Origin of the sequence: Flavisericum labens, from assembly GCF_045446075.1 — a bacterium.
GTDB classification, from domain to species: Bacteria; Bacteroidota; Bacteroidia; order Flavobacteriales; family Flavobacteriaceae; genus Flavisericum; species Flavisericum labens.
In genome coordinates, this window is the sequence record NZ_JBJJBQ010000003.1 from 35636 (window position 1) to 55510 (window position 19875).

15 protein-coding genes are annotated in these 19875 nt (G+C 35.5%); 6 read left to right on the top strand and 9 right to left on the bottom strand.

All coding sequences use genetic code 11. From position 1 onward, the window contains the following. Positions 1-4 precede the first annotated feature (4 nt). The 3 genes from pafA (at position 5) to ACIEHO_RS06605 (ending at position 5302) form a co-directional block, all read left to right on the top strand. Positions 5-1675: an alkaline phosphatase PafA gene (pafA, locus tag ACIEHO_RS06595; RefSeq protein ID WP_406969915.1), complete on the top strand. Its 1671-nt coding sequence runs from the start codon at positions 5-7 to the stop codon at positions 1673-1675. After that, positions 1675-2484: a DNA/RNA non-specific endonuclease gene (locus ACIEHO_RS06600; protein ID WP_406969917.1), complete on the top strand. Its 810-nt coding sequence runs from the start codon at positions 1675-1677 to the stop codon at positions 2482-2484. Before pafA ends, ACIEHO_RS06600 begins: the two co-directional genes overlap by 1 nt. 94 nt (positions 2485-2578) lie before the next feature. Further along, positions 2579-5302 carry a T9SS type A sorting domain-containing protein gene (locus ACIEHO_RS06605; RefSeq protein WP_406969919.1) on the top strand — a complete coding sequence of 908 codons (2724 nt, stop codon included), beginning with the start codon at positions 2579-2581 and terminating at the stop codon, positions 5300-5302. A gap of 322 nt (positions 5303-5624) precedes the next feature. Here the strand turns inward: ACIEHO_RS06605 and ACIEHO_RS06610 are convergent, their stop codons facing one another. Continuing rightward, positions 5625-7832: a rhamnogalacturonan lyase family protein gene (locus ACIEHO_RS06610; RefSeq protein ID WP_406969921.1), complete on the bottom strand. Its 2208-nt coding sequence runs from the start codon at positions 7830-7832 to the stop codon at positions 5625-5627. A gap of 680 nt (positions 7833-8512) precedes the next feature. On the opposite strand from ACIEHO_RS06610, the gene ACIEHO_RS06615 reads away from it, so the two are divergent. Both ACIEHO_RS06615 and ACIEHO_RS06620 read left to right on the top strand, forming a co-directional pair. Further along, a complete protein-coding gene (locus ACIEHO_RS06615) occupies positions 8513-9091 on the top strand; it encodes a HupE/UreJ family protein (RefSeq protein WP_406969923.1) in 579 nt (192 codons plus the stop codon). 1 nt (position 9092) lies between these two features. Continuing rightward, entirely contained in the window at positions 9093-9593 is a 501-nt protein-coding gene (locus tag ACIEHO_RS06620; RefSeq protein ID WP_406969925.1) for a DUF6702 family protein, read from the top strand. A gap of 57 nt (positions 9594-9650) precedes the next feature. Here ACIEHO_RS06620 and ACIEHO_RS06625 read toward each other — a convergent pair whose 3' ends face one another. The 7 genes from ACIEHO_RS06625 to gcvP form a co-directional block, all read right to left on the bottom strand. Next, entirely contained in the window at positions 9651-10715 is a 1065-nt protein-coding gene (locus ACIEHO_RS06625; RefSeq protein WP_406969927.1) for a hypothetical protein, read from the bottom strand. Between the two features lie 399 nt (positions 10716-11114). Continuing rightward, positions 11115-12092: a Gfo/Idh/MocA family oxidoreductase gene (locus ACIEHO_RS06630; protein ID WP_406969929.1), complete on the bottom strand. Its 978-nt coding sequence runs from the start codon at positions 12090-12092 to the stop codon at positions 11115-11117. Further along, positions 12089-12676, bottom strand: coding sequence for an acyltransferase (locus tag ACIEHO_RS06635; protein ID WP_406969931.1), 588 nt, complete (start codon positions 12674-12676; stop codon positions 12089-12091). The genes ACIEHO_RS06630 and ACIEHO_RS06635 overlap by 4 nt, the downstream gene beginning before the upstream one ends. Before the next feature lie 132 nt (positions 12677-12808). After that, positions 12809-13990: a glycosyltransferase gene (locus tag ACIEHO_RS06640; protein ID WP_406969933.1), complete on the bottom strand. Its 1182-nt coding sequence runs from the start codon at positions 13988-13990 to the stop codon at positions 12809-12811. Between the two features lie 132 nt (positions 13991-14122). Beyond that, entirely contained in the window at positions 14123-14644 is a 522-nt protein-coding gene (locus ACIEHO_RS06645; protein ID WP_406969935.1) for a methyltransferase domain-containing protein, read from the bottom strand. A gap of 11 nt (positions 14645-14655) precedes the next feature. After that, on the bottom strand, positions 14656-15714 hold the full coding sequence (locus ACIEHO_RS06650; protein ID WP_406969937.1) for a 3-oxoacyl-ACP synthase III family protein: 1059 nt from the start codon (positions 15712-15714) through the stop codon (positions 14656-14658). A 101-nt stretch (positions 15715-15815) separates the two neighbouring features. After that, positions 15816-18665, bottom strand: coding sequence for an aminomethyl-transferring glycine dehydrogenase (gcvP, locus tag ACIEHO_RS06655; protein WP_406969939.1), 2850 nt, complete (start codon positions 18663-18665; stop codon positions 15816-15818). An 87-nt stretch (positions 18666-18752) separates the two neighbouring features. Between gcvP and ACIEHO_RS06660 the strand changes: the two genes are divergently transcribed. Beyond that, complete coding sequence (locus ACIEHO_RS06660) at positions 18753-19619, top strand: hypothetical protein (RefSeq protein WP_406969941.1); 867 nt, start codon at positions 18753-18755, stop codon at positions 19617-19619. Here the strand turns inward: ACIEHO_RS06660 and ACIEHO_RS06665 are convergent, their stop codons facing one another. Beyond that, a complete protein-coding gene (locus ACIEHO_RS06665; RefSeq protein ID WP_406969943.1) occupies positions 19620-19859 on the bottom strand; it encodes a hypothetical protein in 240 nt (79 codons plus the stop codon). Positions 19860-19875: the final 16 nt, after the last annotated feature.

A 19875-nucleotide genomic window follows, 5' to 3' on the forward strand; every position in this document is an offset into this window, starting at 1 on the left:
GAGGATGAAGAATATATTATTGGTCATTTTATTGGCTATTGGTGTTTCATGCAAATCTCAAAACCAAACGATTTCGGCTAAAACCGAGACTGAATTTTCAAGGCCAAAATTAGTTGTAGGTATTGTAGTAGATCAAATGCGATACGATTATTTGACCCGTTTTTATGATAAGTTCGGAAATGGTGGATTTAAACGAATGGTAAACCAAGGGTTCAATTGTAAAAACAACCATTATAATTACGTGCCAACTAAAACAGGGCCAGGCCATGCCTCAATTTTTACGGGTACTACCCCTAAGTATCATGGTATAATGGGTAATGATTGGTTTGATAAAACTTTAAGAAAAAACGTGAATTGCGTTGAAGATAATACGGTGAACCCCGTTGGCACAAAAAGTAGGGATGGTAAAAAGTCGCCACATAGAATGCTAGCTACTACCTTTGCTGATGAAAATAGATTATTTACGCAATTTAATTCTAAAACAATCGGTATTTCTTTAAAGCACCGAGGGGCTATTTTGCCAGCAGGTCATACTGCAAATGCAGCATATTGGTTTGATTATGAACACAACGGTTCGGGTAATTGGATTACCAGTTCTTTTTACATGGAAAAACTACCGGAATGGGTAGAAAGTTTCAATAAATCAGATTTGGCCGAATCTTATTTTAAAGAATGGAACACACTTTATGATATTGAAACTTATTCAGAGAGTGGAAGTGATTTAAATCCTTTTGAAGGTGGTTTTAAAGGAAAAGAAACTTCAACATTTCCTTATGATTTAAAAGAGCTGAAGGATAAAAATGGTAAATATGATGTGATTGGACATTCACCTTATGGAAACAGTTTAATTACAGATTTTGCCATTGCTGCCATTGATGGAGAGCAATTGGGGAAAGGTGAATATACTGATGTTTTAACAGTAAGTTATTCAAGTACTGATAAAGTAGGTCATAAGTTTGGTGTGAATGCTAAAGAAACAGAGGATACTTATATAAGGTTGGATTTGGATTTGGAAAGGCTTTTTAACGCCTTAGACAATAAATTGGGCGTAGGTGAATATACGGTCTTTTTAACCTCCGACCATGGCGCACCTTATGCCCCAGGATATTTAAAATCTAAAAAAATACCGGCTGGATTTTTTAATGAAAGTGAAATGCGAAAGGAACTAAATGAAATGTTGCTAAATAAATACAACGTCCCCAATTTGGTTTTAAGTAGGATTAATTATCAAATATACTTCGACCATCAAGCCATTGATAAAAATAAATTAAACTTAAAAATCCTTAAGGAAGACGTAGCTAAAAAACTATTGGAATACGAATTAATAGATAAAGTATATATTACATCCAGCATTAACCAATTAGAAACTCCCGAAGGAAATATAGAAACCTTATTGCAGAATGGCCACCACCAAAAGCGCTCAGGTGATGTTTTATTTGTTTATAACCCTGCGGTTTTTAAAGATACGCCCTGGAACCGAACAGGAACCGATCACGGCACGGCACTAAGTTATGACACCCATGTACCGTTGTTGTTGTTCGGAAAAGGCATCAAACATGGTCAGACATTACAAAAAACTGAAATTACAGACATTGCACCAACCGTCTCAGCTCTCTTAGGTATTAGTTTTCCGAATGCGTCTATTGGTCAACCACTTGAATTTGTATTGGATTAATGAATAAAAGAACAATTTATTCCATTATTGCCTTTCTTATTGTCTTCGGAATTTATGCCTACGAACATTTTTTAAACCAAGAAGAAAAGGCCGAAATTGTATCTGAAGGTAAAAAAACAAAAACCGAAACCAAGGCCTACTTTTTACCAACCAGTACAACGGGGCAAATAGTTCACCACGATGGTTATTCTTTATCTTATAATGAAGAATATGAGCAAGCCGAATGGGTGGCTTACGAGTTAAAAAAGTCACATCTTTCAAGTACAAATTTTAAGAGGCCTTATTTTGAAATAGACCAAGCCGTAAAAACAGATGCGGCGCACTGGGGCAATTATAAAAATTCGGGTTATGATCGCGGACATTTATGCCCTGCAGGTGATAGACGCTATAGCAAAGAAGCGTACGACGAAACCTTCTTAACCAGTAACATCAGTCCGCAAGAACACGAATTTAATTCGGGTGTTTGGAATAAATTAGAACAAAAAGTACGCTATTGGGCTAGAAAATATGATGGTGTTTTTGTGGTTACAGGAGGTGTTTTGAAAGGGCAATTAAATACAATAGGAGAAGAAGATGTCGCCGTGCCAAGGCAGTTTTACAAAATTGTTTTAGATTATAATAATGGAGCCGCTAAAATGATAGGTTTTTTATTGCCACACAAACAATCCAATCAGCCACTTTATAAGTTTGTGGTTCCTGCCGATAGTATTGAAGCCGTTACAGATATTGATTTCTTTCCGCGGTTAGATGATGCACTAGAAAATAAATTAGAAGCCTATAGTGATTATAAGCTATGGCAATTTAACTAATTATCGAAAATATTTGCATTTAGAGTCTTATTTGCTTTAATTCTGAAGGTGTTTTTGTATTTTATATCTCTTATTAATTTTAAATCAGGTAGTTATGAAAGAAAAAGTACACAATGACTCCCCAAATCTGATTTTAAAAACCTTAACCTTTGTTTTAATATTTTTCCTTGGAACTTCTGGATTAGTTGTTGCCCAAAATGCTAATGCAAATGAAAATGCAACTGTTTTTGGTGGAGAATTTACTTTTCTTGACGGTGAGACCTATAATAGTATTTGTATTGATGGTGAAGCAGATTATGTAATGGTTGAATTTGTTAAAGAACCATCAGGTCGACTAAAACAATGGATAATTACGGATGAGGAGGGTTATATTGTTGGTTTGCCCGATAATATATCCGATGTTAATTTTGACGAGGCAGAGGTTGGTATATGTTTGATTTACCACCTATCTTATAATGGGATGAAGCCTTTGGTAGATCCCTCTGGGCAAGGTAAGTTTAAATTACATATTAGTGAAGTTACCGAAAAGGGTGAAGGAAAGGGCAGATCTGACTTGTCTGAACCTATAATGATAGAAAGATTTCTACAACCTACTCCAGGAATTTTAGAAGGCGGACCTTTTGAATTTTGTGTAGGAGACGGAGAAGCAGATCATATTCCTGATGGAGCCATTACGCTTTCGGGTAATAGTAGTACTAATGAAGCATGGGTAGTTACAGATCCTGACCTTAATATCCTAGGATTACCGCCAACTCCCTATGATGTTAATTTTGATGAAGCGCCTGCCGGAACTTGCTTGGTTTGGCATCTTGGATATGAGGATAATGTAAGTTTTGATGGTGTAACTAATACGGCTGATTTAGTGGGCTGTTATGAACTTTCCAATCCAATTACCGTTAATAGATATACACAACCTACTCCAGGAATTTTAGAAGGCGGGCCATTTGAGTTTTGTGTAGGTGATGGTGTGGTAGACAATATTCCAGATGGAGCCATTACACTTTCGGGTAATAGTAGCACCAATGAAGCCTGGGTAGTTACAGATTCTGATGGTAATATCCTAGGACTACCGCCAACCCCCTACGATGTTAATTTTGATGAAGCGCCTGCCGGAACTTGCTTGGTTTGGCATCTTGGATATGAGGATAACGTAAGTTTTGAGGGTGTAGAAAATGCGGCAGACCTAATGGGCTGTTATGCACTTTCCAACGCAATTACTGTCAATAGATTTGCACAGCCTACCGCTGGAATTTTAGAAGGCGGACCTTTTGAGTTTTGCGTGGGAGATGGAATGGCAGATAATATTCCTGATGGAGCTATTGCACTTTCTGGTAATATTAGCACCAACGAAGCTTGGCTAGTAACTGATGACGCAGGCAATATTTTACAGTTGCCAAGCTCGCCCTATGATGTTAACTTTGATGAAGCGCCTGCGGGAACTTGCTTGGTTTGGCATCTTGGATATGAGGATAATGTAAGTTTTGATGGTGTAGAAAATGCGGCTGATTTAATGGGCTGTTATGCGCTTTCCAACCCAATTACCGTTAATAGATTTGCACAGCCTACAGCAGGTGTTTTAGAAGGAGGTCCTTTTGAATTTTGTGTAGGTGATGAAGTAGCAGATAATATTCCTGATGGAGCTATTGCACTTTCTGGTAATATTAGCACCAACGAAGCTTGGGTAGTAACTGATGACGCAGGCAATATTTTACAGTTGCCAAGCTCGCCTTATGAAGTTAATTTTGATGAAGCGCCTGCAGGGACCTGCTTGGTTTGGCATCTTGGATATGAGAATAATGTAAGTTTTGATGGTGTAGAAAATGCAGCTGATTTAATGGGCTGTTATGCACTTTCCAATCCAATTACTGTTAATAGATTTGAACAACCTACCGCGGGAGTGTTAGAAGGAGGTCCATTTGAATTTTGCGTTGGAGACGGTGAAGCCGATAATATAGCCGATGGAGCCATTACGCTCTCTGGAAATATGGGCACAAATTCGGCATGGGTCGTAACAGATGCAGATGGAAATATTTTAGGACTACCTGAAAGTCCTTATTCTGTTGATTTTGAAGACGCAGTTGGAGGAACATGTTTGGTTTGGCATTTAAGTTATGAGGATAATGTGAGTTTTGAAGGGGTAGAAAATGCAGCTGATTTAATGGGATGCTTTGCTTTGTCTAATTCTATTTCTGTTGTCAGAACTGAAGTTGACGGTGGAACAATTACCGGCGGAACAGATAATAGTTTTAGTTTTACAGTTGGTGATGGAACGGAAGATAAAATTCCAGCTGATTCTATTACGCTTGAAGGAAATGTGGGAGCAAACTCTGCTTGGGTTGTAACAAATGAAGATGGAACCATTATTCTTGGTTTGCCAGATAATTATTCAGATGTTGATTTTGACGGCGCGGAAGCTGGTATTTGTAAAGTATGGCATATGAGCTATGAAGATGGTTTAACTGGTACAGAGCCACCAGCAGAAGGAGATCATTTAGTGTCTAGTTTAAACGGATGTTTTAGTTTATCAAATGCTATTACCATAAATAGAACCACAGCGAGTTCAAGAAGTGTGGCGCTTTATCCGAATCCAACCAAAAAGTCAGTTAGCGTAGATTTAACTAATTTTTCGGGAGATGAGGTAAACATCAGTTTATATAATATCAATAATTCACGATTGTATAATCGAGATCTCATTTTTAATGGGGTGTCTAAAAAACAGAATTTAGATTTAAGCCGTTTTGGAAATGGTATTTATTTTATAAGGGTAACCGACCTGAAAACAGGCACTAATATTTTCAAACGATTAGTTGTAAAATAGATGAGATTGCTGTTTATTATTAAATAATTCAAACTACTTATAATTTGTAGCATACTAAAAAGCTCTAACTTTTTAAAGTTAGAGCTTTTTTTACTTTGAAATATACCTTGCCATCTTGTTTTTCTAATAAACTAGCCATGGTCTTTCGCTACTAAATACTCTAATTTTTTCTTTTTGGCTTTAAATAGCTAGCCATATAATCCTGAAATAAAGTAAAAACTACCTTTTTTGTATGCCAGTTTCAAAGCTGAAATAAATGTAATTAAAAAACCATAGTGCATTTTGTACATGGCTTCACCTTGTAAATATTTTGAAAGCTTAACTAATCCGATTTTATAATCTTTAGGGTTACCGGTTCTGCTAAATTAATTTTTAAATAATACATTCCAGCAGCTTTATCTGTTATATCTAATTTAAAGCTCTTACCATTTACCTCATGCTTTTGTGTTGAAATCAATGCCCCATTAATGCTATATAATTCGCTATTGACATTATTAATGGATATAGGTAAAATTATATCGAAAATACCATTAGAAGGGTTTGGATAAATATTTATGCCCTCTGTTATTTCCCTTTGAACTAGGTCTAACGATTCTCCATTTACCAATTGAATATTAGGAGCTGGTGGTTCATCCATTCCGCCACCAAAATAAAACCCAAGATTTGGAGGCTGGTTATAAGAGTTCATCTGCCATGCAATAGCCGACCTGTAGTTAGGATCATGCATTAAAGTGTACATTCTTTGTTCAGTAGTGAAAGGAGTAATAAAGACAACCATACCTGTGTTGTCCGTACGTCTGTATATAACTTCTTCTCGCCAATCCCCCAAAATATCAGCCATAAGACAAGGATTCGATTTAGTTGAATTATTGTCACTAATTGGTGCTATATTATATAATGTGGCTACCCTGTCGGTCCCATTTCCATTCCATTTAGTTATTACAGTTCTGTCGAGTATTTCACGTTGAACATCACCATCCCACCAAACACCAAAATTATAAGAATTTCCGTTACCCGCGGTAGTTGGTATTGCATTTGATATAAGTTGACCTGTACAGCTACGAAGACCAGAACCATCTGAACCCCATACTTCCACACCTTTGTAGTTTGGGTCGACATCGGCAGCCATACATCTTCCAATATCACCACTTGACCAATTTGCCCACTGTACTGTACCAGTCTCAGCATTTCTTATTGCTATACCCGGGATTGCTCCGCCAGCATGCTCCATACAGCTAAAATATTCCAAACCAGGAATATCAGGATTTATATCTGCTAAATGTGCAGCATCGCCATGACCAAAAGTGGTAGAGTAAAGACCATTGCCATATTCATCAATCGCCATAGCTCCATAAGTTATCTCGTCTCTCCCGTCACCATCAACATCGCCAGCAGCAAGATTATGGTTTCCTTGTCCGTGATAAGCAGACGCTACCCCACCAGGACTACTATCCCAAGCCCACTCTTGCGTTAGAGTTCCATTTCTGAAATTCCATGCTTCTAGTTTTATGCGTTCATAAATTCCTCTGCCGATAACAAAGCTTGGATTTACACCATCGAGATAGGCAACGGTCCACATGCATTTGGTAGCCCTATGGCCAAGTTGAGAAGCGTTTTGCCCTGGGCGCCCCCATTGTTCTATTGGTGTTAGACTGATATAAAAATCCCATGCAATTTCTCCACCTGTTTCGCCATCAAATATCGATATATAATCTGGACCATAGGTTCTGAACCAAAAAGGGCCATTTTGTGCCGCTGAAGCACGATAATTGATGTATCCGTCTTCATCTCTGTCGCCAATATTATTGCCTAAGCCGTCAATCATACCATCGGAAGTTCTAGTAGCAACCTCGGCTTTTCCGTCATTATCAAAATCGTATACCAAAAAGTTTACTTCTACTGCGTGTAACAAATTAGGTCCCAAATCAATGGCCCACATAAATGTACCATCAAGTTCATAAGCTTCAAGATAGTGATTATAGGGCGAACTAGGAGATTCATCATTTGAGAGTCTTTTTACCACGATTTCGTATTCCCCGTCTCCATCCAGATCGCCAACAGAGGCATCATTAATATTATGGGTACTGTAACCACCGTTAACCGATCTCACCGGAATAGTAAAAAACGATTCTGTTAAACGGCTTTTACCTGCGGAACGTTCTTGTTCTATTCCGTCAATAACAGCAGATACACTATAATCACCAGGGAAGAATGCCTGATCGTCAATATAATTTGAAACGCTCAGGTTGGACGCAATTCGTGTTGAACCTCGGTATACGTTAAAGGTAGCATTCTGGGCATATTCGGTGCCAAGAATTCGCCAACTTACTAGTGCTGAATTAGCACCGGTTTCCATGGCAATTAATCCTCTGTCAAGGTTTTCCATGTAACGTTGTCCGAAAAGAGAGGAGCTCCAAAGCGCCATGATACTAATCAAAGACAAGCTAACAAGTAACCTGTTCCTAAATAATTTTTTAACCATGAATTGATGAGCTAATAGGTGTTTTTTAATGGTAAATTTCGTTTTCATAAATCAGCTTTTAGGGTAAAAATAATATTTTTATTATTTTTTGAGCACTGGAGCATGGCTGTTGACTGTTCCAGTGAGTTTGTTCTAATTTTAGGGATACAAATTAGTTTGGTTGGTATTTAGTAAGTGTTTAAAATATACTTTTTTGATAATGTAAAAATATTTATGTTTTTGCACCTCTCCGTCCTGTACTTACCTGTTATTGTGAACAAATATTTTGAAAAATCGGAAGTAAAAATCAGTCGTTTTATAAAGTTAAATAAAACCATTGAATTTTCAAAGCTTTTTGATAGACCGTAATGCAACATGTAATAAAAATGTCACTAACCATATTTTGTTTAGTTTGTCGGCGTAAGTTCGTCTAAATTTTCAGTTTGATGTAGTCATATTTAGCTCCTTTATTATTGCTTCTTTAATGTTTTGCACTTCTTGTAATAGAATTTGTTTTTATTTGAATTGAACCCGTGTCTATATGTAATATTTAATTTAAAAAAAGGTTTAATTCTTGGGTCGGAAACAACATATGTCTGCATTGTAAATAGATTTGATACCTCGGAGCTTGTCTTGAGGGGTGCATTCCTCTTTAAATTATTTTAAAACATAAAATTCTGAGTTTTTCGATAACAAAATTCCTTTAGTAATCATATTCCCAGTATTTTTGATTTCCAAAATAAAAAAGCATGAATGAATTAAGTTTTTATTTGACAGAAGGTATTCGCCATATAACAGATCCGAAAGGTTTTGACCATATGTTATTTGTAGTAACCTTATGCTCTTTTTATCAATTGAATGAAATAAAAAAAATATTCATTCTCGTTACTGCATTTACTATAGGTCATTCAATTACTTTGGCTCTTTCTTCATTGGATATTATTCAGGTTAACCAAACTGCCGTAGAGTTGTTAATTCCAGTAACAATTTTTCTTACCAGTATTTTCAATATTACAGCAAAACAGAAAGTGAATTCAAAATTTGGATTAAATTATTTATTGGCTCTTTTTTTTGGTCTGATACACGGGATGGGCTTTTCCAACTTTTTCCGATCTATGATGATGGGAATTCAAGAGGGTTCCATCGTATTACCTCTGTTAGGGTTTAATTTAGGCATTGAAATAGGACAATTAACAATTGTGGCTATATTTTTAGTAATATTGCTAGTATATACAAAACTTTTTAAAGGAGCGCATAGAGATTGGAAGATATATTTCAGCGGAGCAGGAGCTGCACTGTCAATTTCTTTAATTCTAAACCAATTATAAAATGAAACGATTTCTTTTATTTTCGATAATTGTATTTTCTTTTGCTTTTGCTAAAGCTCATCCCATAAAGATGACTACCGGACGCATATATTATGATCATGATCAACAAAAATGTTTCTTAATGATAAATTTTTTTACTGATGATTTAACAAAACATCTCACTGAAATTTATCATTCTCCAATTAATGAAGACAATATCACAGAACAGTCAAATAGAGAAACATTTATGGATTATTTCAAAAAAAACTTTTCCATTTATGAGGGCTTAAAGGAAATCTCATGTAGACCGGAATATATTAAACACTCTGATGATAATGTTTTACAGGTCAAATTTATTTTGAAGAATTTTAACATCAAATCAAAAGAAGAAATAAAAGTAGTAAATACTTTAATGTTTGACGCTTTTGATAATCAATCTAACATCATCCATTTTGAGTTAAAACCCCAAAAAGAAATTATTCTTTTTAGTATAACTAAACCATTCCATGTTTTTCATTTATAAATTATGAAATAGAATAATATGGATTTGAAACCATTTCAGATATAAAAATCTGCTCTTTTATTTTTTATTAAAATACTCATCGTTCCATTTATTAGGAAAATCATTGTAGCGCAGAACTGCCCATGTTTGTTTTTTACACTCATCGCTGAGCTTATAATGATTTAACATGAGAACGATTCCTTTCTTAGAGAGATAAAAATCGGGGAAACGAAACGTTTTTTTATGAGTATAAGAACATTTTGAATTACTTATTTCTTTTGCGTAAGAATCATGTATGTATTTTTCTATTTTTTTCTCAAAAACATCACCTCGATATTTAAAATATTCTCGAGATTCATTACGAGGTGGTGTTCCTTCTCCAAGCCAAAGTAAATCTTCAAGATTTAATCTTTTAAGATTTTTTAAATCTAAAGTTAAATATGTGAAAGAAGCAGTTGCTTTGGTGTTAATAATATTACTCTTTTTTGACTCTACCATGCTCAGTACATAAGGACTGATATAGGAAATATTTATTTCGGTTTTGTAATTTTCATAACTATAACCGTTAAGTATATCATTTATAAAAAACTGTTCAAGGTAATTATTTATTTCAACCATTTTTGTGTCGGAAAACCCCTTAACGATACGGAATAATTTAATTTGAGAGCATGTTTCAGTAAGCCATTCTATTTTTATACCCTTTTTAAACTTTTGAATCGATGTTGATTCATATTTTATGTCACTAAGCAAACTATAATTATACGGCGATAGTTTCTTTTTAATTTCTTCATTGTTTATCGCATGTGGTTCAGATTGGATTACTTTAATAGGGCGCAGAAAAACCTCTTGAACCTTACCATCTGGAGTTCTTTGTTCCCCCGACCAATTATTCAACGAATCTTCAGTTATAACAATCTGCTCAAATGATTCCGGATTTTTTGTTTTTAAATTGGATCGTAACAAATTGAAGGTAAGTGTAATAGAATCATATTCAACCTCCAGATAGATAGATTTTTTTTTATCACGGAAACAATATCTCCCATTATAATATCCCTCAACATTTCGAATCTCCATAATTATTTCTCGATTACCTATAGTGCCTTCTAGGCTATATATCTTTTCTACATGGGCTGATACAGACATTGTAGAGAGAGAATATAATATAAAGAATAGAAAAACTTTTTTAAAATTCGTCATATGATATCGTGGACTAAAGTGCCAATTCAATAATTTATAATTTAAAACAGAGTGCAAGTTAGCATAAATTAGGATTAGTTTGATAGATAGGTTCATTTTTTTCTATATAGAAGAACCCGGATGCCATGCCAGTTTCAGATTGTTTTTAAAATGATTAGGCAGTCGTTCCAAATTATTCTGCGGAAAAATTAAATCAGGATTAAATTTACATATAGCATCGTAGTTATTGTCAAGTGTTTCAAAACCTTTGTAAAACGCATTTATGATTTTGTTGTTTCTGTATACAGAATTGAAAACAAACTAGAGGCTTCAAGTAAATACGAAGGATAGATTTTTAGACTTAAATTAGATGTTTTTTTTGTGAAAAGGGTGGTTAATAAGAGGGAGTTTGGCCATTGGATGAAAATCACCAGTTAAAGCCTTAGGTTTCTTTTGTCTTAAATCATGTGCTAACTCTAATGATTTTAAGGTTTCAGAAATGCCAAACCCATTTCCCGAAAGTATATGTTTGTATGATTTTGTGTGTAAATCTGTAAAACCTTTACTAAATTCAAAATTATGACCATCAATTGTTATTTCTCTAAAGGTGCGTTGTCCTTTTTCTTTCATTGACTTAGGTAAAACATTTTCATTAATAGATAAAAACCATCGAACGTTTGCATTTTTTAATTGTAAAAATCCAGAAGCTCTATCGTGTTCCATTAAGTGAACAGTGTTTTTAACTACATCTCCAAAAATCCAGATGAGCATATCAAAAAAGTGAATACCAATATTAGAGCATATGCCGCCGGACTTTTCCAAAGAACCTTTCCATGAGGCATAATACCAATTGCCCCTAGAGGTAATATAGGTAAGGTCGATATCATGAACCTTATTACTTGATTGATTGCTTATTTGTTCCTTTAATGCCAATATTGAAGGATGTAAACGCAACTGTAAAATGTTATTTATTTTGTTTGAAGTTTGTTTTTCTACGGCCATTAGCTTCTCAGCGTTCCATGGATTTAAAACTAATGGTTTCTCACAAATGGCATCTGCATTATTTCTTAAGGCAAACCTAATATGAGCATCGTGCAAATAGTTTGGCGTACAAATTGAAACATAATCAATAGGCTCTTCTTTTTCTAATCTTAGTTTTTCTAAATGTCTATCAAAACGTTCAAACTCGGTAAAAAAATGAGCTTTTGGAAAATATGAATCTATAATTCCAACACTATCATTAGGGTCGAAGGCTACAACAAGCTTATTGTTAGTTTCTTTAATAGCTTGAATATGTCTCGGGGCTACAAAGCCGGCAACACCCATTAAAGCAAATTTTTTCATGTTAGTATTGGTATGATTAAATTATTATTAAGTTGGTACTTCTCACTACTTTCTGGACATGTTGCAAAATTATTCTTATCAAAAATAAGCCTATGCCCATTTTTACTTACCCAACCTATTTGTTTGCCTGGGTTCCCAACAACAAGTGCATATGGGTTAACAGGCTTGGTGATAACTGAGCCTGCCCCAATCATGGCATATGCCCCAATTCGATTACCACAAATAACTGTTGCATTTGCACCTATTGTTGCACCTTTTTCTACATAGGTTTCCATAAATTCTGTTTTGCGAACTATAAAACTTCTGGGGTTGATAACGTTTGTGAATACCATTGAAGGCCCTAAAAATACATCATCTTCACAAATTACTCCAGTATAAACCGATACGTTATTTTGAATTTTCACTCCATTACCAATAACGACTTTAGGTGAAATAACTACATTTTGACCTATATTACAATGGGTCCCAATTTTAGAATTATTCATAATATGGGAAAAATGCCAAATTTTAGTGTGTTCACCAATATTGCATGATTCGTCTATAATTGAGGTGGGGTGTGCAAAATATTTTGTTTTGTTACTCAAGTTAAATTTGCTTTAAAGAATAATTTGATTCTTGCAGTTTGCAAGATCTAAAAGTACGGAACTTTTATAAAAGTTCGGAGAAGCATTTGTTGCTCCTTATGAGTTATTTAATTTTAAGATAAAGATAATTTGTTATTTGTAAATCTCTAAAAACTGCTTATCCACATTTTGCCGGTATAGCTCAAGTAACCGCTTTCTTCCATTTGCACCTAATTGGCTTCTTAGTTTTGGGTTATCCAACAATTTTGAAAGTTGTTTATTGAAATCGTTCTGAGTTTCATATAATAAACCACATTCCGCGGTTTCAATGAGGTCTTTCTGGGCTTTGCTTTTTGTGGCCAAAATTGGGATTTCTCCATACATATATTGAAACAATTTATTGGCAACGCCTGAATCGTGCTGGGCATTTACTTCAAACGGAGCTAGTCCTATCGATATTTTTTTAAGGTAGGAAGGAAGATATTTAACATCAGACCAAGGGATGTAAGTAATATTCTTTTTTAAAATTTGATGGCTCAAGTAAGAATTAAAATGAGCTTTGTCAGCCTTGTCAACTGGGCCAATAATTAGCGTATGAAACTGCTTTCCTTCTTCTAAAAGTTTTATAATCCACGGTAAAATATCTATAATCCCGCGACGTTTTGCTACGACTCCAAAATAGAATAAGGTAGTTGTGGGTGGATTAAACTCAACAGGAAAATCATCTTTTTCAAAAGCTTGAAAACTTTCAATATCAGGCATATTTGGGTGTACGTATATTGGTGTGGTTTTCAACGTGTGTATTCGCTCCTTCAGGTTTTCTTTAAAAGAATTGCTCAAGACAATAATATTATCAGCATATTTCAAATATTCTTCCTCTTTGTTGTACCACTTTTTAGGTTGAACAATATACTGTCTCCACCCCTTTGTAGCCCAGAGATAAGAGTTAATAGCTGCAGGGTAATTTTCGTGTAAATCTAAAGTAAATGAAACATCTAGCATGCTTTTCTTAATGCCCTTTTTAGCTGCTTTTGCCATGTACAAATCATGAACATGAATTGCATCTAACTTATTTTCATTAATAAATTTAGTGATGTTTTTTTGCCATAAAAGTTCATAAAAACGAAAGTTTGTGCTAAGAAGAACAAGTAAATCTTTTAATCTTTTATGGATTTTAATTCTTGTGACTTTTATGTTATTGTAGGTCTTATAGGGGTTATTAAAATCAAAACATAAAACATATATATTATGCCCTTCCTCCAATAATAGGCCTAATTCCTTTTGTACTCTATGGTCGTTATCAAATTCATTGTCTACTATTATTCCAATATTCATTAAAAAATGTTAAATATCAATATTATGCTTCTTAAAACGTTTTTTGCTAAAGTAAGCCCTATGGAACTCTCTTCATTGTTTGCTGGAATGCTGATGTAAAAATTCACGGTTTAAATTTTTTGAGATTCAAATTTAAACTCTTTCTGCATAAACAATATAATAACGTGGGGTAAACCAACGTAAAATTGGACGAACACCAATTTTTTTTGTTGGGTTAGTCCATTTTTGTATGTCAACAATTTTCCATCCTGTTTTTTCCAATAGCCAGTCGAACTGCCAATCTTCAAATTCATGATAGTGTCTGTCTAGCATGTCTGTTTTACTTCTATATGCCGAAGAAAACCATAACCTCAAGGGAATACTAGCAACAAGTTTGTTTGATTTTATAGACTTTAAAACTGTGAATGGCGAAAGTAAATGCTCAAAAATTTCAAAGGCGGTAACAACATCTGCTTCCGAATTTTCAATAGTTGATGTATCGATATCTAAATCTTCACCTTTAGTGTTTTCAACATTATAACCATGGTTTTTCATGATGTCTGAAAACGGATTGGCTACTCCTAAATCTAAAATGCTTTCAGAATTTGGTATATGTTTTTCTAAAAATTGTAAAGTATGTTTATAGCGTTTACTCGGAAATATTATTTCGTTCATTACTTAAAAATCTAATATTGATACACAATAGCATTGATATTCATACCCGCACCAACGCTGGCAAAAATGACAACGTCGCCCTTATTTAAATCGTGGTTTTCAAGCTGCTTATGTTTTACCAAATCCAAAAGGGTTGGTACGGTGGCTACAGAACTATTGCCTAATTTTTGGATGCTCATGGGCATAATGCCTTCAGGTATTTTAGTTTTATATAAACGATAAAAGCGCTTTAAAATAGCGTCGTCCATTTTTTCGTTGGCTTGATGGATAAAAATCTTTTTTACATCTTTAATATCAATGCCACTATTGTCTAAGCAAGTTTTCATGGCTTTTGGCACATTGATTAGGGCGAACTCGTAAATTTTACGTCCATCCATTTTAATGTAGCGCGTATCTTGCGGCAATTCTGGATTATTTGATTTTCCGAAGAACAGGTAGTATGCTTCATCATAAGTGAAACTAGCGGTTTCGTGGGCCAGAATACCTCCTTCTTCATCCCTAGCTTCGATAATGGAAGCACCAGCGCCGTCAGAAAAAATCATGGCGTCTCTATCGTGCTTATCGGTAACACGCGATAAGGTTTCCGTACCGATTACCAAACAACGTTTGGCCATTCCAGCCTTTATAAAAGCTTGGGCTTGAATAACGCCTTCAATCCAACCTGGGCAACCGAACAAAATATCGTAAGCCACACATTTAGGATTTTTTATGCGTAAACTGTGTTTAATTCGCGATGCCAAAGATGGTAACATGTCACTTTGGATCGTATTATGTTTAACATCACCAAAATTGTGTGCTACTATAATGTAATCAATCGTTTCAGGGTCTATTTTGGCATCGTCAATAGCTTTTTCGGCAGCAAAAAATCCTAAATCTGAAGAGTTTAAATGGTCTTTTGCATAACGACGTTCAGCTATTCCGGTAATTTCTTTAAACTTTTCAACAATAACCTCATTTGGAGAGTTAATGGCCGAACCATCGGTATTTAAAAAGTGGTGATTGTGGAAGGCTGTGTTTTTTTCAACAGTACTAGGAATGTAAGTGCCCGTGCCGGTGATTTTAATATTCATAAATCAATTTGCCTTAAAAAATTTTTAGTATCAAGCAAGGTAATTGCTTTTTAAAAAACAAAAATTTATTCCACTTAAAATTTACGATGTTCAACGTGCTTTTATACTTCTGCATAAGCTTCAATAGGTGTGCATGAACATACTAAATTTCGGTCTCCGTAAGCATCATTTACCCGTCTAACACTAGGCCAAAATTTATTATCCCTAATGTAGTCTAAAGGAAATGCAGCAGCTTCTCTAGAATAGGGAAAATCCCATTCGTCAGCCGTTAGCATGTTAAGCGTATGCGGTGCATTTTTCAATAGGTTGTTGTCATCATCTTTAGAAACTTGGTCAATTTCTTTTTTGATTGAAATAAGCGCATCACAAAAACGGTCTAACTCGGCTTTGCTTTCGCTTTCTGTCGGTTCAATCATCAGCGTTCCTGCAACAGGAAACGACACTGTTGGGGCGTGGAAACCGTAGTCTATTAAACGTTTGGCAATATCCGAAACTTCAACACCATGAGCTTTAAAAGCGCGGCAATCAATAATCATTTCGTGCGCTGCCCTTCCACGTTCGCCAGAGTATAGGGTTTCAAAACTGCCCTGTAAACATTGCTTTATGTAATTGGCGTTTAAAATAGCTGTTTTAGTAGCTGCCGTTAAGCCTTCAGCACCAAGCATTTTTATATAACCATAAGAAATTAGGCAAGCTAATGCCGATCCAAACGGAGCTGCAGAAATGGCTGTAATCGCTTTTTTACCTCCAGTTTTTAATATAGGATTTCCGGGTAAAAATGGCGCAAGTTGTTTGGCTACGCATATGGGCCCAACACCAGGGCCGCCGCCTCCATGGGGAATAGCAAAAGTTTTGTGTAAGTTGAGGTGGCACACATCGGCGCCTATGTTTCCTGGGTTGGTTAATCCCACTTGGGCATTCATATTGGCACCGTCCATATAAACCTGTCCGCCATTGTCATGAATAACTTTTGTAATTTCTTTAATAGCTGATTCATAAACACCATGCGTAGATGGGTAGGTTACCATCAAACACGACAAGTTTTCTTTATGGAGTTCTGCTTTTTTGCGTAAATCGCCAACGTCAATATTACCTTCTTCTGTTGATTTGGTTACAATCACCTTCATACCGGCCATAACAGCACTGGCAGGATTTGTACCGTGAGCTGACGACGGAATCAAACAAATATTTCTATGATGGTCACCACGTGATTCGTGGTATGCTTTTATTACCATAAGACCTGCGAATTCACCTTGGGCACCAGAATTAGGCTGTAATGAAGTTGCAGCAAAACCTGTAATTTCAGTAAGTTGGTCTTCTAGTTCTTTAAGAACTTTGGCATAACCTTTAGCTTGTTTTAAAGGCGCAAAAGGATGGATGTTGCCCCATTTAAACCAACTCAACGGAAGCATTTCCGCGGCAGCGTTCAATTTCATGGTACACGATCCCAAAGAAATCATGGAATGGTTTAGAGCCAAATCTTTCCGTTCCAGAGATTTGATATACCGCATCATTTCCGTTTCGGAATGGTAGGTATTAAAAACGGATTCAACAAGGAAATTGGATGTTCTCTGTAGTGGTCCCGCAATATTGTTTTCTTCAGAAACATTTGAAATAACAACAGTTTCTTTTTTGGCAGCTTCGGCAAATACGGAAATTAAATAGTTCAAGTCTCTAATTGAGGTTGTTTCATTAATAGAAACTGTTACCGTTTCTTTGTCAGGGTAATAAAGATTCACCTTTTTTTCGGTGGCCACTTTTTTGATTCTTTTGGCCTTTGTCTTTATTTGCAGCGTGTCAAAGTACGAGGCGTTAACTTGCTTATAGCCAAAAGTTTTTAAAACCTTGGCCAAGGTTACCGTTTTGTTATGTACTTTATTGGCTATAAACTTAAGTCCTTTTGGTCCGTGGTAAACAGCATACATTCCTGACATTACTGCCAATAATACCTGAGCTGTACAAATATTAGAGGTGGCTTTATCTCGTTTTATGTGCTGCTCACGCGTTTGGAGAGCCATACGTAACGCACGGTTTCCATCGGTATCTTTGGTGACACCAATTATACGTCCTGGCAAATAACGCTTGTATGCTTCTTTTGTGGCGAAATAGGCTGCATGTGGACCACCGTACCCCATTGGGATGCCGAACCGTTGCGTGGTGCCTACTACTACATCGGCACCAAATTTACCCGGAGCTTCAAGTTTTACCAAGCTCAAAATATCAGCGGCAATAGCCACTTTTATTCCAGCATTGTTAGATTTCTCAATAAATGATTTTATATCGGTAATTTCACCGTGTTTACCTGGGTATTGTAAAAGTGCACCGAAAAAGTCAGAAGAGAAATCAAAGTCATCTTCATGGCCAACAACTAACTCGATGTCGATTGGATTGGCTCTAGTTTGAAGAGTAGATAGGGTTTGGGGCAAAATATGTTCAGAGACAAAAAACTTGTTGATGCCTGCTTTTTTCTGGTCACGTTCACGAACTGCAAACAATAAACTCATGGCTTCCGCCGCTGCGGTGCTTTCATCTAAAAGTGAAGCATTAGCTATTTCCATACCAGTTAAATCCATTACCATGGTTTGGAAGTTTAGAAGCGCTTCTAATCTGCCTTGGGCAATTTCTGCTTGGTAAGGTGTATAGGCCGTGTACCAACCTGGGTTTTCAAGAATATTACGTTGAATAACAGCAGGTAAAATAGTAGGGTGGTAACCAAGACCAATGTAAGTCGTGTAGGCTTTGTTCTTTTTTGAAAGTTCATGAATATGGAGTAAATACTCATGCTCGGTCATGGGTTCATCTAGATTTAAACCATTTTTTAAACGAATGTCGTCCGGAAGCGTTTCGTAAATTAACTGGTCTAAACTATCAAGTCCAAGAGTTTCCAACATCAGTTTTTGGTCGGCTTCACTAGGACCGATATGACGCAGGGCAAAAGCATTTGTATTCATGAATATGGTTTTCGGTATATAATTCGCAAAAATAAGCATTATTTAGAGCCTTTTGTTGCGTAAAATGGAAAGTTTTCAACCATAAGAATGGCTTATGAACAGTTTGTTTATTTTTGTACGATGAAGGTTTTGAAACATCTTTTTAATTTTTATATACAGGCTAGTATTCACGTGGCTTTAGCGGTGTACGCATTATCTTGGATAACACTAATGGAGTATGGTGTTGCGTACGATGAAAATGTGCTGTATTTTATCTTTTATGCATCCATTACCGGATACAATTTTGTGAAGTATTTTGGAGTTGCCAAATTTCATCATAGAAGCTTGGCCAATTGGTTAAAGACTATTCAGGTGTTTTCCTTTTTTTGCTTTTTGTTGATGTGTTATTATGGCTTACAATTACATAAGAACGCCTTGTTGTGCATAGCCGCTTTTGCAGCTATAACTTTCTTTTATGCGATCCCGTTTTTACCTAGACATTTTTTTGTTGATAATCAACATAATTTAAGAAGTATAAGTGGGTTAAAAATTTATTTAATAGCCTTGGTTTGGGGTGGTGTTACTGTTTTTTTGCCATTAGTAAATAACAATTACCTATTTAGTACAGATATTATTATTACAGGGGTACAACGTTTTGCGTTTGTGATTGTGATAATGCTTCCATTTGAAATTCGGGATTTAAGGTACGACAGCTTGAAACTCTCAACAGTGCCTCAAAAAATAGGGGTTAAGCAAACGAAGATTCTGGGTTCGATACTTTTGCTGGTTGTACTTTTATTGGAGTTTTTTAAAGATGAAACGTCAATATTATATATAGTTGTATTATTTGCCGTTTCAGTTGTTACAGCACTTTTTTTAGTCTTTTCTAAAATAGAACAGGGCAGATATTATAGTTCATTTTGGGTGGAAGGGTTGCCTGTTTTTTGGTTAGTACTGATGCTTTTGTTTGCTTAGTTAAGCAGATTGTTCTTTTATGGCTTTATCGAGTTTTTTTTTCATGTGTTCTTTGCAGTTTTTATCCAAACAGTCAACCTTAGAAGCTTTTACAGCTTTAGTAAGTTTACTGTTGTTTTTTGTATATCCGCGACAAGCTCTGCAGTATATTAAATGAAGGTTGAGTATTATTTTCTCCCAAAGTGTAGCTTCACTGTATTGTGTTTTATCGCACACATGATTTGCTTCGTCGCAAGGCATAAAAACCTTAATTTTT

Coding starts and splice junctions, on each gene's coding strand:
- pafA (WP_406969915.1), top strand. CDS start 5: ATGAAGAATATATTATTGGTCATTTTATTGGCTATTGGTGTTTCATGC.
- ACIEHO_RS06600 (WP_406969917.1), top strand. CDS start 1,675: ATGAATAAAAGAACAATTTATTCCATTATTGCCTTTCTTATTGTCTTC.
- ACIEHO_RS06605 (WP_406969919.1), top strand. CDS start 2,579: ATGAAAGAAAAAGTACACAATGACTCCCCAAATCTGATTTTAAAAACC.
- ACIEHO_RS06610 (WP_406969921.1), bottom strand. CDS start 7,832: ATGAAAACGAAATTTACCATTAAAAAACACCTATTAGCTCATCAATTC.
- ACIEHO_RS06615 (WP_406969923.1), top strand. CDS start 8,513: ATGAATGAATTAAGTTTTTATTTGACAGAAGGTATTCGCCATATAACA.
- ACIEHO_RS06620 (WP_406969925.1), top strand. CDS start 9,093: ATGAAACGATTTCTTTTATTTTCGATAATTGTATTTTCTTTTGCTTTT.
- ACIEHO_RS06625 (WP_406969927.1), bottom strand. CDS start 10,715: ATGTCTGTATCAGCCCATGTAGAAAAGATATATAGCCTAGAAGGCACT.
- ACIEHO_RS06630 (WP_406969929.1), bottom strand. CDS start 12,092: ATGAAAAAATTTGCTTTAATGGGTGTTGCCGGCTTTGTAGCCCCGAGA.
- ACIEHO_RS06640 (WP_406969933.1), bottom strand. CDS start 13,990: ATGAATATTGGAATAATAGTAGACAATGAATTTGATAACGACCATAGA.
- ACIEHO_RS06645 (WP_406969935.1), bottom strand. CDS start 14,644: ATGAACGAAATAATATTTCCGAGTAAACGCTATAAACATACTTTACAA.
- ACIEHO_RS06650 (WP_406969937.1), bottom strand. CDS start 15,714: ATGAATATTAAAATCACCGGCACGGGCACTTACATTCCTAGTACTGTT.
- gcvP (WP_406969939.1), bottom strand. CDS start 18,665: ATGAATACAAATGCTTTTGCCCTGCGTCATATCGGTCCTAGTGAAGCC.
- ACIEHO_RS06660 (WP_406969941.1), top strand. CDS start 18,753: ATGGCTTATGAACAGTTTGTTTATTTTTGTACGATGAAGGTTTTGAAA.
- ACIEHO_RS06665 (WP_406969943.1), bottom strand. CDS start 19,859: ATGCCTTGCGACGAAGCAAATCATGTGTGCGATAAAACACAATACAGT.